Below are 14,044 nucleotides of genomic sequence, written 5' to 3'. Positions count from 1 at the left end.
TTTATCTTCCAAGATGAACTTCATCAATTTGCATTTGACCCGCTCGCCCATGCTCATCTCACGAATCGGCTCCAGCCATTGCTCTTTACGGAAACCTAAATGCTTCAATAGATTCTGCACACGCCCCCGCTCTTTGAACGTGAATTGCTCAAATAATTCGGCAGGCGTCCGGTCGAGCGGCAAATCAAAGACGTCTTGCGTCAAATATCCGATAGAGGCAGAAGGCGATAGCCATAGCTCCCCTACGCTTACCGGCTCTTCGCCCGCTAGCATTTTCAAAAACGTCGTCTTGCCGCTGCCATTTGCGCCGACGACCGCGATTTTCTCCCCGTGCTGAACCGTGAACGAAGCGTTTTTGAATAACGGTGCGTCGCCAAACGATTTCTCTAGCTTCTTTACTTCCAAAAAGCGTTTCCCGGCTTTCGGATTGGCGCGGAACGCGAAGTCCACCTCGTATTCCGGTTCGACAGCGTCGACCGCCTCGTTCGCCAATTCCTTCTCCAGGCGCTTTTGCTTTGATTTCACTTGCGCGTCCATACTTTTTGCTTTGACCCGGTAATATTCCTTGAAACCCTCCTGCTTGGTGGAATTGGCATGTGCCGATTCAGACCATGCAGATAGTTGCTTCATCTGGCTTTCGATCCGGTCGATGCGTTTTTGTTGTGTATCATAGGCGTGCTGCTGGCTTATACGCTTGCGTTCGCGGAATTCCATATACTCGCTGTAATTGCCGTTATGGCTGTGGACCTTGCTGTTTTCGATCGACCAGATCTTCGTTGCGATGTGATCGAGGAAATAGCGGTCGTGCGAGACAATCGCGATGGCGCCTGGATAAGCGTTTAATTCGCGCAGCAAATATTCTGTGCCTTGTGCGTCCAGATGATTGGTCGGCTCATCCAATAGCAAAAGATCCGCTGGCTGTGCCAAACCTTTCGCGAGCCTCGCCTTTAGTTTTTCGCCCCCGCTCAATTGGGCAAAATCGCGGAGCGGCACTTTCCACCTGTTCAATAGCGCTTGTTCCGCTTTTGTCACGTCTTCAAAAGCGTAATCCGGCAATTCCTGTTCGACTGCCCGCACGCTCGTGTCTGGCGCGCCTTGAATCAACTGTCCACTGGCCGGTGTGATGTCTCCAGCAATCAGCCGCAAAAGCGTCGTTTTTCCGGCGCCGTTTTTCCCAATGATGCCGATGCGGTCGCCGCTCATGATATTCGCAGTCACGTCCTCGAATAATGGTTGTTGTTCAATTTCCACCGAAACATCTAGTAATTTCATTAGTTCTGTCATGCAGAACCACCCCTTCTCGTTTTGACAGGGAGAATTAAAAAAATCCTCCCAAATCTAAATTTGGAAGGATTAGCCAGTACATTTTGGGTATGCCGAATAAACTGCAACACCTAATGGATGAAATGGGCAGACTAATCCTATGTTTTTGCCTTCGAAAAATAACTATTTCAAATGACTAAAAATATAGGTTAGTTACGCATTGTCCACCCATCAACTCGTTTCATTTCAGAATTGAGTTGATTTTATCATGCAGGAACTTTGCTTGCAACCGGGCCAGCCGGAATTACGCAGCGCTTTGCTCGCGCTTTTTCTTGACGCTGACAAGTGCACCGACTGCCACGATGGCAAGAAGGACGCCCCAGAAGATCAATTTCCATTCTGTCGAGTGAGCGAAATCGTACGGCAAGATGCCGACGCCTTCGTGTCCAAGCGTCAACACGGTCAATTTCACGCCGACCCAGCCGACGATGACGAACGCTGTCGTTTCAAGTTGCGGGTAATTCGCCAAGAGTTTAACAAATTTATGCGCCGCGAAACGCATGATGACAAGTCCGACCAAACCACCAGTCAACATGACGGCGAACTGCCCGCCGTTGATGCCGCCGATTTCCATCGAGCCAAGATGCGGTAAAGTGATTGCAAGCGCCACCGCTGCGAGCATCGAGTCGACCGCGAACGCGATGTCCGCAAGTTCAACTTTCAACACGGTCATCCAGAAGCCAGAACCTTTTGTCTTTTCAGGTTCAATGGTATGTTCTTTGCCTTTTCGCTGATCGTAAATATGCTTAAATGCGATGAACAAGAGATACGCTGCACCGAGTGCCTGGATCTGCCAGACATCGACGAGCAAAGTAATCATGAATAAGGCCGCAAAACGGAACACGAACGCCCCGAGTAACCCGTAGAACAAAGCTTTCTTTTGTTGCGCTTTCGGCAAGTGCTTGACCATGACCGCCATGACGACGGCATTGTCAGCAGCAAGCAAACCTTCAAGTGCCACTAAGACGAGCAGCACCCATAAATACTCCAATAAAATTGCTTCCAACTGAAAAACCTCCTTATTTTTGGCAACAAAAAAGACCTCTGCCTATAGAAGGCAAAGGTCTTGCTAAGCAAAATAATTTTGCTATCACAACCGATGGAACGGGTCCATGTAATGACGACTGTGAAATAGGTTTCCCCATAGCTACTCCCCTTTGACGTGATGTCAAGGTCTATTGAGTTGTTAAAAAAAGTATAGCACAAAAAATGAAAAAAGCTACTACATAATATCGCCAAATTTCGGGATTGTTTATCCACTATTCTCCTGAATATTTTGCAGATTCCTGTCATTAATATGGTATTATACTTCTTAATCACTGAAGGAGGGGAAACCATTGGGAAGGGAATAGCGAAACTTATTTATGCACTCAAACGAATCATCCGCTTTAAACCGTTTTGCATGAACAGTTGCACCCGTGCGGACCGCCTCATTTCAACGAACGGAGTTCACCTGTCATCGTAAGCGGCCATTTCGATCAACATCAGCCGTGCCCCGCGGGAAATTAAGCCCCAGGCACCGGCTGGACTATTTATGGAGGTGAATCCCTTTTTAGGGAATCTTACGTGGACATAATTACATTATTGAATCTAGCTTTGCTTGTACTATTGCTTGCCTTGACCGCCTTTTTCGTCGGTTCTGAATTCGCGGTCGTCAAAATCCGCATGTCGCGCTTGGACCAGCTCATTGCAGAAGGCAATAAAAAAGCCGTGCGCGCCAAAGAAGTCGCCAGCAATTTGGATTATTATTTATCTGCCTGCCAACTTGGCATCACCGTCACGGCACTGGGGCTCGGTGCGCTCGGGAAACCGACCGTCGAACGGCTCATGTATCCGATCTTCGACTTTTTCCAAGTGTCGGATTCGGTCGCATCCGCCGCTTCCTATGCCATCGCTTTCCTACTGGTGACGTATCTGCACGTCGTCCTCGGGGAAATGGCGCCGAAAACACTCGCCATCGAGTACGCAGAAAGAATGTCGCTGTTGTTAGCTCCCCCACTGTATTGGTTCGGCCAAATCATGAAGCCTTTCATTTGGGCATTGAACGGAGCCGCCCGCCTATTGCTCAGAGTTTTCGGCGTCCAGCCAGGCCATGAGCAGGCGTATTCAGAAGATGAGTTGAGAATCGTCATGGCGCAAAGCTATGAAGGCGGCGCCATCAATCAAAATGAGTTGTCTTATATGGAAAATGTCTTCACATTCGATGAACGTTCGGCAAAAGATATCATGGTGCCGCGGACGGAGCTCGTAACGCTCGACCTCGATATGCCATCTCAAGAAATCATCGATGTGCTCGATGAACATAATTACACGCGCTATCCGGTCACAGAAGACGGCGACAAGGACCGGATTATCGGTTTTGTCAGCGCCAAGAAAATGCTCCCACAAATCGTCGCAGGGCGCGACTGGAAATTACATGATTTTGTCCGCGAAGTGCCGACCGTGTTCGAGATGACGGATTTGCAAGGTGCTTTGCTGCGCATGCAGAATGCCCGTGTCCACCTTGCGATCGTCGCGGATGAATACGGCGGAACCGCCGGCATGCTTACGCTTGAAGACATCCTCGAAGAAATCGTCGGCGAAATCCGCGACGAATTTGACGAAGACGAAGAGCCCGAAATCAAGAAGATTGCAGACCGCGAATACGTATTGAATGGCCGCGTGCTATTGAAAGAACTCGAAGAGCGTTTCGGCGTAGACTTCGACAACAGCCAGGACATCGACACAATCGGCGGCTGGATCCATTACCGTACGACCGGAGAAATCGAAATCGGTGAACCGTTGACGTATAAAAACACGGAATGGACAGTCACCGATATGGACAATCAGCAGATCAAGCAAGTCCTGTTTACGCTAAAACCGAAAAAATCACAAGACCAAATCGACTAACTGGAGGTGAGCCCCCGATTCTGGGGGAACCAACTTGGATGGACAAATAATAATTAACTTATTGCTCGTAGCTTTAATGATTTTGGCGACTGCGTTTTTTGTCGGTGCCGAATTCGCTATTTTGAAAGTCCGGATGTCACGGATTGACCAATTGATCTCAGAAGGCAATAAAAAAGCCGTGCGCGCCAAAGAAGTCGCAGACAAACTCGATTATTACCTCTCTGCTTGCCAGCTGGGCATCACGATCACGGCATTGATTCTCGGGGCGCTCGGGGAACCGACCGTTGAACGCCTATTGCATCCGTTGTTTGAGGAATTCAACTTGTCCCCTGCCATCGCCACCTTGCTATCTTATGCCATCGCCCTCAGCATCGTGACCTTTTTACACGTTGTCATCGGCGAACTGGCCCCGAAAACTTTGGCGATCCAATACGCCGAACGTATGACTTTATTGCTCGCCCCGCCCCTCTACTGGTTTGGGAAAATCATGAACCCCTTCATCTGGCTATTGAACGGTTCGGCGCGCTTGTTTTTGCGCTTGTTCAAAGTGGAACCGAGCGGCCATACGGAAGCCCATTCCGAAGAGGAATTGAAATTGATCATGGCTGAAAGTTACCAAAGCGGCGAGATCAACCAGACCGAATTGACGTATTTGAAAAATATTTTCGATTTCGATGAGCGCATCGTCAAGCACATCATGATCCCGAAAGAGAAAATCGTGTCGGTCGAGAGTTCCTTGACCCAGGAACAACTTTTTGAAGTACTCGATGGCCATGAATATACACGCTATCCCGTGACGGAAGGCGGAGACCCCAACCGCCTGCTCGGCTTCATCAACACCAAAGAATTGCTGACGAGCATGGCAGCCGGCAGAACCCCGGCACCGGAAACGTTCCTGCATCTGATGCCGAGCTTCCCGGAAAATACGCCGATTCAAAAAGTGCTCGTCAGCATGCAGCAAAACCGGACGCATATGGCCGTCATCACCTCACAAGACGGGCGCATCGCAGGCCTTGTGACAATGGAAGACATTCTCGAGGAAATCGTCGGCGAAATCAGCGACGAATCATTCGAAGCCGGCACCATTTAATTGATCCATAAAAAAAGAGTTGCTGCGGCAGCTCTTTTTTTCGTTGCATATGATTGGGTTATTGAAATTTTTCAGCTAAACTGGAGCTAATCAGCACCATCGCAATTCTCCGTTTCGCCAGGCTGCTTCAGGTTCAACCGGCTCGACTACCGATGATCACAAGGGGGCTTCCATTATGGGATGGGCACTTGGAGTATTGATTGCACTGATTTTCGCCAACGCCTTGTTTGCGGCGTCTGAAATCGCGTTGATTTCATTGAACGACTACAAGATCAAGAAGATGGCCGAGTCAGGCAATAAAAAGGCCCGGCTGATCGACGCTATGCTGTCGCAGCCGAGCCAGTTCCTCGCAACGATCCAGATCGGCATTACGCTCGCAGGTTTTTTGGCGAGCGCTTTCGCTGCGGACAGTTTTGCGGATGAATTGTCGCTTTATGTCCAAGGCACGGCACTTCCCGTCTCCCCCGGTATCGTGCAAATCACGTCCCTGATCTTCATCACCTTGCTGCTATCTTATTTCACGCTCGTCTTCGGCGAATTGGTGCCTAAACGCCTCGCCCTGCAAAAACCAGAGCCCATTGCGATGGCACTGATCTACCCGCTCCGCGTGCTCGCGATCCTCACCCGCCCGTTTGTCGCCATCCTCTCCTGGTCGACCAATGCAGTGATTCGCCTATTTGGCATCGATCCCCATCAACCCGTGCCGGAAGAAACAGAAGAAGAAATCCGGCTGATGCTCGAAGCCGGCAAGGAAAAAGGCACCATCGAAGACATGGAACAATTCATCATTACGCGTGCGTTTGAATTCAACGACAAAGCCATTGAAGACATCATGGTTCACCGGAAAGATGTCATCGCCATCTCCGCCGACGATTCACTTGAAGACATCGTGCGCCTCGTCACTCTGCACCCTTACACTAAATTCCCGGTCTACCAGGGAGACACCGACCATATGATTGGTACTATCCACCTCAAGGATCTATTCCGCTATCGGGAAAACCCGCCGCAGTCAGCCTTTGATATCCGACAACTTATGCGTGCCCCCCACTTTGTATTCGAAAAGCGTGAAATTGATGAAGTGTTCCTGGAAATGCAGAAAAGCCATAACCATTTAGCCATCGTGCTCGATGAATACGGCGGCACGGCTGGCCTCATCACCTTGGAAGACTTGCTCGAGGAACTGGTCGGCGACATCCAAAGTGAAGACAAGCCTTCTGTTTAAGTGATGGCTCAAGCCGTTTTATGCCGTTTTCGCATCAACAACCAGATGAAGGCAATGCCGATCAAGGTGAAAATCCCAATAGTCATGGCGATGTATACCGGATCTTCATTTACATCCTTGGGGATCCATTTTTCCGCAAGCGGCCCCACACTCATTAACGCCGCAACGATAATCGTAATCCACGATTTCGTGTACAGCGCATAGGCGATAAACGCGACAAGGCAGACGGCAAGGATCACGTAATTCTGTTCAGCCGTTGCCGTGAAATACGCCGATGTAGACTCCGGAACCATCCATAAATAAAATGCCACCCAGAAGCCGATGACCAAAGTTGAAACAGCCACCGCGATCATGCCGAGCTTTACCGGCTGATCGTGAAACTTCGGCAATACTTTGAAAATCAGAGAACTGTAGATGGCGAGGCTCAAGATGATGGGAATGATGCCCCATAGCACCGTTTGCGATAAGTTAAAATCCCCTGACAAGGCCGGCACGTACGCCAAGTATGCAAGAATCACCAGCACCGTCGCCGGAATGAGGACTATCAATTCTTTCACCGCGATCGGCAGCGACGCCCCGATGCTCTTCATATACTGTTTCGGGTCTTTTCCGACGATGCTCTCGACGCTTTTGCCGTGTTTCTCCGATTCGATTAAATGGCTTTCCAATTCATCGACCACTTCGTTGATGTCTTCATCGCTTTTTCCCCGCTGCACCAAATACATGCGCAGTTCGATCAGGAATTGTTCAGATTTTGCAGATAGCATATCATTGCCCTCCTTTAGTGATGACCGCATCGACCGATTGCTTCAAATCAGCCCAGCGCCCGAGAAATTGCTCCAGTTCCGCTTGTCCCGCTTCCGTTAATGAATAATATTTACGCTTCGGCCCGGCTGTCGATTTGCGCTGCACACTCGACACGAGCCCTTCTTTTTGCATCCGCAATAACAGCGGATAGATGCTGCCTTCGCTAAATGATTGAAATCCGTAGCTCTGCAGCTTTTCGGCCAGTTCATAGCCGTAAATCTCGCCTTCTTCGATGATCGACAAGATGCAGCCATCTAAAATCCCTTTAAGCATTTGTGTAGAATCCGCCACTTTGAGCATCCGCCCTTTCTTTGTCAATCCACTACCTTGCAATGCAAGTGTTATAAATTCATCATAAACGATAAACCCTTGCATTACAAGTTAGTGAATGAAATTTTTTCCATAGAAAAAACCAGCCTGCATTCAGGCCGGCCTTGTGCTTTAATTCTCTAGTCGTTTTTGCAGAAAATACTGGCTGAATCCTTTTGGGTGATCTTCAAGCATGCCGAACACTTCATAGCCGTTTCGTTTGTAGAAATCAGGTGCCTGGAAGCTGAACGTATCGAGCGTGATCAAGCGGCAACCTTTTTCTTTCGCCGCCTGCTCCATCTGCTCAAGCAATGCACTGCCTTGACCTTGCCCTCTCAGGCTGTCATCCACCCACAAAAAGTCGACATGCAAATGCTGCCAGAACGTAGTAGCGGTGAGGCCGCCCATGATTGTCCCGTCATCGTCTTTCAGCACAAAATTCAGATGCTCCACCGGTGTCTTGACCTCGTCCGGCAAGTTTTTCATATTGTGTTCGATCACTTTTTTTCTGATGAATTCACTGTCTTGTTGATTTGACCCAGCAATGATTTTCATTGGTTGCTCTCCTCCACGGATTGAATCATTTCCACCCGGTTGCCGAACGGATCGCGGAACTCAAAACGCGCAAATCCCGGAATCGGCACAGCCTCCAGAATCTCCACACCGTTTTCTTCCAGCCGCTCGCGCCAATAATGTATGTCTTCTACTTGATACGCGAGATGCGCTTTTGTCGCCAAACGGTCAAAGCCGTCTTCAGTCCCGACATGTACTTCCTGATGGCCGACCATGAGCCAAAAGCCGCCGCGCCCTCTCAATGCTTCCGGCTTATCGATTTCCTGCAAGCCCAATAGCTCGCAATAAAACGCTTTTCCTTCTGCTTCTGCCCCTTTTGGAATGGTGATTTGTGCGTGATGCAATCCGATGATCATATCGTCTCCCCCTGTTTCATTAATGGATATCGCGCTTCTTGAAATTGCCGCCTTTTACTTCAGCGACATCGTACACCGCCACAAAGGCCTGCGGGTCGATTTCATAAATGATCTCCTTCATCTTGCTATCTTCGAGGCGGTTAATGATGCACGTAATTTCCTTATAGTCTTCGTTGGTATACGCCCCTTTGACCAAATTGTATGTAGCACTGCGCCCCAAGCGGTCGCGGATCGTCTCGACCATATTCTCGGGTTCACTCGTGATGATCTTATAGGTCTTCGAACCGCTTAAGCCTTCCTCCACCATATGTATCACTTTGGAAGCAATGAAATAAGCGATCCCCGACAAGAACGCGCCCTGCAATCCGAAAACCGTCGATACGACGATAAAGACGAATAAGTTCAGGAATAAAATCAAATCACTCGTGCCAAACGGCAATTTCCGCGACAGCAAGACCGCTAGCATATCAATGCCGTCCAACGCGCCGCCATTGCGCAGTGCAAGCCCCATGCCGAAACCGATGATGATGCCCCCGACTACTGTCACCAGCAGCGAATCGCCTTCAACAATCGGTGGGACATGGTGCATGATGGTCGTCCCGTATGCCAACGCGGCAATACCGATCACCGAATAGATGGCAAAACTTTTGCCAATCTGTTTGTATCCGAGATAGACGAACGGGATATTCAGCAAGCCGATCAAAATCCCGAGCTGCATGCCCGTCAGCTGGGAACCGACGATGCTCAGCCCCGTCACGCCGCCGTCCGATACGTTATTCGGAATCAATACGGCTTCCAATCCATATGCTGTAATGAACCCGCCAATGATAACCGCAATCGCCCGCAGCACTTTCTTAGCCCGCTTCCTTGTCTTTTTTTCTATCATAGTCCCCACTCGATTTCCTCTTTTCCCGCTAAACTCTTTGCTGTCCTTTTTAATGATACACGTTCTTCCATTCGTGTTGAAACGATAACTCAATATTTTCCAGGCTTCAGAGTCCAAACTCTTCCACAAAAAAATCCCGGATGGGGACGCTGCTGTTCGCGTCCCTCATCCAGGATAGAATGGAAATTGTTATTCCCTTGATCACTTACGCAAAGGTTCCAGCGCATTCGCCCACGCATTGACTTGATCGAGCATGGCGTTGACCGATTTCTCATGGAATGCTGCCGGCTTGAATTCGCCCATTTTCACGAAATCCGTAAACAAGGACATGGCGGGATGGACCCGGACCGTAGCCACTTGCAGTTCTGCCAGTATGATGCGCAAGGATTCCGCTGCCCGGACGCCGCCTGCCGATCCGTAGCTGACAATGCCTGCCGCCTTATTGTTCCATTCGATATACAAATAATCGATGGCATTCTTCAACGCTGACGTAACGCCACGGTTATACTCTGGGCAAATGAATACATAACCGTCCAACTCCGCAATCTTTTTCGCCCACGGGATCGCTTCAGGCGTTTGATAATCCTGGCTATACGCCGCAGAAACCGGCTCTGCATACATCGGCAAATTGTATTCAGCCAAATCCACGAGTTCGTAATCCGCGTCGCCGCGTTGGTCGGCGATGCCTTTCACCCATTCCGCCACTTGCAAACTATTGCGCCCAGGACGTGTGCTGCCGGTAATGATGCCAATTTTCGCCATAACTCTGCCTCCTTTATGATGACCGCATGTATGCAGATCTCGATGCCCTTTCATCATAGGAGATAAATCATTTCTTTTCAATAAAAAGAACGAATATTCAAACTAATTATTGAAAATTTCATATTTCCCAGGAAATAAAAGAACCCCCGCACGGATGCGGGAGTTCGCTCATTGCTTATTCAACTGTTACGGATTTTGCCAAGTTACGCGGCTTGTCGACATCGCAATCGCGGTGAAGAGCAGCATAATAGCTGATCAACTGAAGCGGGATGACCGATACAAGCGGTGTCAACAATTCATGGACTTTCGGCAAGACATGGCTGTCGCCTTCTTCGTTCAAGCCTTCCATGGAAATGATGCACGTATTGGCGCCGCGTGCAGCTACTTCTTTAACATTTCCGCGGATGTTCAAGTTGACGGATTCTTGCGTCGCAAGCGCGATGACCGGTGTGCCTTCTTCGATCAATGCGATCGTGCCGTGCTTAAGTTCCCCGCCAGCAAAGCCTTCTGCTTGGATATAAGAGATTTCTTTCAGTTTCAATGCGCCTTCAAGACCGACGAAATAATCCATCAAACGACCGATGAAGAAGCAATTGCGTGTAGTCGAAAGGAAATCCGTTGCGATTTGTTCAAGTTCTTCTTTCATATCGACTTGTGCTTGCACGGCGTTCGCCACGATGCCCATTTCCTGGACTAAATCGAAGCCGATATCACGGCCGCGGCGTTCTGCCGTCACTGCTGCCAAGATCGAAAGTACAGCCAACTGTGCTGTGTATGCTTTTGTCGATGCTACCGCAATTTCAGGGCCTGCATGCAACAATAGCGTATGGTCCGCTTCACGTGAAAGCGTAGAGCCTGCCACGTTTGTCACCGTCAGTGATGGATGGCCCAATTCTTTAATGCGCACCAATACTTGGCGGCTGTCCGCTGTTTCGCCGGACTGGGAAATGAAGATGAACAACGGGTTTTCAGAAAGAAGCGGCATGTTGTAGCCGAACTCGCTCGCTACGTGCACTTCTACTGGAATGCCTGCCATTTTCTCCAAGTATTCTTTGCCGATCAAGCCAGCATGGTAGCTCGTGCCTGCAGCAATGATGTACAGACGGTCTGCAGATTCCAAAGCGTCCAAAATCCCGGAGTCGATCGTCAATTGATCGTTCTCGTCTTGGTAAGCTTGGATGATTTTGCGCATAACCGCTGGCTGCTCATCGATTTCTTTCAGCATGTAATGCGGATATGTGCCTTTATCGATATCGCTCATGTCGATTTCTGCTGTGAACGGGTCGCGTGCTACTTCTTCGCCGTCGAGCGTCAAGATCTGCACGCTTTCTTTTTTTACGATGACAACTTCTTTGTCCATCAATTCAACGAACTGGTCTGTCACTTGCAACATCGCCATTGCATCAGATGCGATGACATTGAAGTTTTCGCCAAGTCCGACAAGAAGCGGGCTCTTGTTTTTCGCTACGTAGATTGTCTGCTCTTCTTCTGCATCAAGCAAAGCGATCGCGTACGAGCCTTTCATCAATTTCAAAGCCTTGCTGAACGCTTCTTGTGTCGTCATGCCTTCTTCAACGAATTTGCCGATCAATTGCACGATGATCTCCGTATCCGTATCAGACTCCATTTCCACGCCTTCCAAATGGTCGCGCTGGATGTGGTGGTAGTTCTCGATAACGCCGTTATGAACGATTGTGAAGCGGTCTGATGTATTCTGATGCGGGTGAGCGTTGACTTTGCTTGGCTTGCCGTGCGTTGCCCAGCGTGTGTGCCCGATTCCTGTGTTTCCTGTCACATCGTCTTCCACTACTCCGCGCAGATCCGCAATGCGCCCTTTTTCCTTGAATACTTTGATGCCTTCGCCGTTGCGCACTGCAATCCCCGCTGAATCATAGCCACGGTACTCCAGACGCTCCAAGCCTTTCAATAAAATCTCTTTTGAATCCTGTTCTCCAATATATCCGACAATTCCACACATAATTTATATTCCTCCAATTTTCTAAATGTCAAAATAAGCGTTCGCAAACGCTTTGTTGTGAGCCCGTGCAAGCTGGTTGTCCAATCGATTACTCGACTGTTTTAAGCTTGCACATAACGACCGGGCTTCGCGGCCGGGAGGTATCCGCCGAAATCTCGATACTCCTCCTCCTCGTCTACTGAAGACTGACTGGTCCGTCCGAGTTCTTCAGTACAGGCGCTATAATTGGTTTCCTTCGCACTTACCTCTATCCCCCTTTTGCATCGGCGTTAAACCGACCTCCTTATCATAACCGCTCCATACAATTCCGTCAATCAACGCACAACTTTCCTTAGGACAATCCGCACAGTCATCTTCCAGCGGCTGGTTCATAGCTCCTCATGTTTTCTAACTATTTTCAGCTCCAAACAACTGACAGGCCGAACGAAAAGCCGTGAGAGCAAGCATGCTAGCTTTCCATTGCGTATCTGTGCCAAAAATCCCAAAACCTATCTTTTTGAATTCCTTGGTAAACTTTTGACGGTGCAGCCCCTTGAAATGACGATAAATAGCCATAAAGGTTTCAGCTAATGACAATCTCGTGGCGCTAGTTGGACAAGCGGCTGAGAAGAATTCATCATTGATCTTTTCATCGCGAAGCAAACGCCTCCCGCTTTGGGCATGCCTCCCGCAATAAGCCAAGAAGAACAATTGTCTCATTGCTTCGGCTCGCCCGTGTGCGCGGTTCGGCTTTGAAATTTCATTGATATTGCGTGCGAGAAAGTATCGCTGTTGATTGGATGCATCCGTTGTTGGAGATGCTTAGCTGGATTTGAGAGTGAAATGGATTGTTCATTCATCTTTTCTTCGTGAAGTAGTCACCTCCCGCTTGGGGCATGCCTCCCGCAATAAGCCAAGAAGAACACTTGTCTCATTGCTCCGGCTCGCCCCTGTGAGCGGTTCGGCTATTAGATTTCATTGATTGCTTTGAGCGACTGAGCTTCAGCTTCTTTTATTGCATCCACTGGTTGTCGATGCTTAGTGGGATGTGTGAGTGTGGCGTTATGGCCGTTGATTCTTTCATCTGTAAGAAGAGGCCTAGCTAGAGTTGATAGTGGAAAAGATGGTTAACTAGCTACTCTTTATGTAATTACAAAATTGGCTAAAACTATTCATGCTAATTTCAGTGACAGTTGAATTTGATTTCCGTACTACACTTAGAGATGGAGCGGAAGGGAGGCGACTCCGGGAGGATTAGCGAGACAATTGAGACCCTGCAGAGCGCGCAGCGATCGAAGCGGCTCAATGCGAGCCCTCCGGAAAGCGTCCTCCCTGGAGCAGAATCTCCCTCTCCACTTTTTCAACAAAAAAAGGCCAGAGCATCCGCTCCGGCCTCTCGCTTATTTATTTCATGCCCATTTCTTCGCGTACAACCGCCGCAATCCGCTCCACGTACTCTTCGCACGCTTCTGCAGATGGCGCTTCGACCATGACACGAACCAATGGCTCGGTTCCGGAGGGACGCACAAGTACACGGCCATCGCCGTCCATGTCGCGTTCCACTTCCGCAATCTTCTCTGCCACAAGCGCGTTATCTGTCACGCCGTGCTTGTCCGTTACGCGGATGTTGACGAGCTTCTGTGGGAAAATCGTCATTTCATTCGCCAGCTCAGACAATTTCTTGCCTGTGATTTTCATGATGTTCACCAATTGAAGGCCAGACAACAATCCGTCGCCTGTCGTGTTGTAATCAAGGAAAATGATATGGCCCGACTGTTCGCCGCCCAAATTGTATTCATTCTTCTTCATTTCTTCCACTACATAGCGATCGCCGACAGCCGTCTTGACGCTCTTCATGCCGTTTTCTTCA

The 14,044-nt window shown here is 49.2% G+C and carries 13 protein-coding genes and 1 pseudogene; 3 read left to right on the top strand and 11 right to left on the bottom strand.

What is annotated here, in order from left to right; all coding sequences use genetic code 11:
* On the bottom strand, positions 1-1,284 hold a 1,284-nt coding region (gene abc-f, locus ON064_RS12760), incomplete at its 3' end, for a ribosomal protection-like ABC-F family protein (protein ID WP_274625061.1).
* A 283-nt stretch (positions 1,285-1,567) separates the two neighbouring features.
* Positions 1,568-2,329 (bottom strand): TerC family protein, encoded by a 762-nt coding sequence (locus ON064_RS12755; RefSeq protein ID WP_274625060.1) that lies wholly within the window; start codon positions 2,327-2,329, stop codon positions 1,568-1,570.
* A 560-nt stretch (positions 2,330-2,889) separates the two neighbouring features.
* Between ON064_RS12755 and ON064_RS12750 the strand changes: the two genes are divergently transcribed.
* From ON064_RS12750 to ON064_RS12740, 3 genes are all read left to right on the top strand, one after another.
* Positions 2,890-4,212 carry a hemolysin family protein gene (locus ON064_RS12750; protein WP_274625059.1) on the top strand — a complete coding sequence of 441 codons (1,323 nt, stop codon included), beginning with the start codon at positions 2,890-2,892 and terminating at the stop codon, positions 4,210-4,212.
* A 34-nt stretch (positions 4,213-4,246) separates the two neighbouring features.
* Complete coding sequence (locus ON064_RS12745; protein WP_274625058.1) at positions 4,247-5,302, top strand: hemolysin family protein; 1,056 nt, start codon at positions 4,247-4,249, stop codon at positions 5,300-5,302.
* A 175-nt stretch (positions 5,303-5,477) separates the two neighbouring features.
* Positions 5,478-6,524 (top strand): hemolysin family protein, encoded by a 1,047-nt coding sequence (locus ON064_RS12740; protein ID WP_274625057.1) that lies wholly within the window; start codon positions 5,478-5,480, stop codon positions 6,522-6,524.
* Positions 6,525-6,532: 8 nt separating this feature from the next.
* On the opposite strand, the gene ON064_RS12735 is transcribed toward ON064_RS12740, so the two are convergent.
* From ON064_RS12735 to ON064_RS12695, 9 genes and pseudogenes are all read right to left on the bottom strand, one after another.
* Entirely contained in the window at positions 6,533-7,291 is a 759-nt protein-coding gene (locus tag ON064_RS12735) for a DUF1129 family protein (RefSeq protein WP_274625056.1), read from the bottom strand.
* A gap of 1 nt (position 7,292) precedes the next feature.
* Complete coding sequence (locus ON064_RS12730) at positions 7,293-7,622, bottom strand: PadR family transcriptional regulator (RefSeq protein WP_068459767.1); 330 nt, start codon at positions 7,620-7,622, stop codon at positions 7,293-7,295.
* 150 nt (positions 7,623-7,772) lie between these two features.
* Complete coding sequence (locus ON064_RS12725) at positions 7,773-8,195, bottom strand: GNAT family N-acetyltransferase (RefSeq protein WP_121300658.1); 423 nt, start codon at positions 8,193-8,195, stop codon at positions 7,773-7,775.
* The gene (locus ON064_RS12720) at positions 8,192-8,569 is read right to left on the bottom strand and encodes a VOC family protein (protein WP_274625055.1); all 378 of its coding nucleotides are present in this window, start codon (positions 8,567-8,569) and stop codon (positions 8,192-8,194) included. Before ON064_RS12720 ends, ON064_RS12725 begins: the two co-directional genes overlap by 4 nt.
* A 19-nt stretch (positions 8,570-8,588) precedes the next feature.
* Complete coding sequence (locus ON064_RS12715) at positions 8,589-9,455, bottom strand: YitT family protein (protein ID WP_274625062.1); 867 nt, start codon at positions 9,453-9,455, stop codon at positions 8,589-8,591.
* A 201-nt stretch (positions 9,456-9,656) separates the two neighbouring features.
* Positions 9,657-10,217 (bottom strand): NADPH-dependent FMN reductase, encoded by a 561-nt coding sequence (locus tag ON064_RS12710; RefSeq protein ID WP_274625054.1) that lies wholly within the window; start codon positions 10,215-10,217, stop codon positions 9,657-9,659.
* 175 nt (positions 10,218-10,392) lie between these two features.
* Positions 10,393-12,195, bottom strand: a complete 1,803-nt coding sequence (gene glmS / locus ON064_RS12705; protein ID WP_274625053.1) for a glutamine--fructose-6-phosphate transaminase (isomerizing) — start codon at positions 12,193-12,195, stop codon at positions 10,393-10,395.
* Between the two features lie 387 nt (positions 12,196-12,582).
* Complete coding sequence (locus tag ON064_RS12700; protein ID WP_274625052.1) at positions 12,583-12,837, bottom strand: hypothetical protein; 255 nt, start codon at positions 12,835-12,837, stop codon at positions 12,583-12,585.
* 741 nt (positions 12,838-13,578) lie between these two features.
* A pseudogene (locus tag ON064_RS12695) lies at positions 13,579-14,044 on the bottom strand (phosphoglucosamine mutase); the annotation flags it as partial.

This window comes from Planococcus sp. A6, assembly GCF_028823615.1.
In the GTDB taxonomy this organism is placed as follows: Bacteria; Bacillota; Bacilli; order Bacillales_A; family Planococcaceae; genus Planococcus.
Note: the sequence above shows the minus strand (reverse complement) of the source record. Positions and strands in the feature narration are given on the sequence as shown.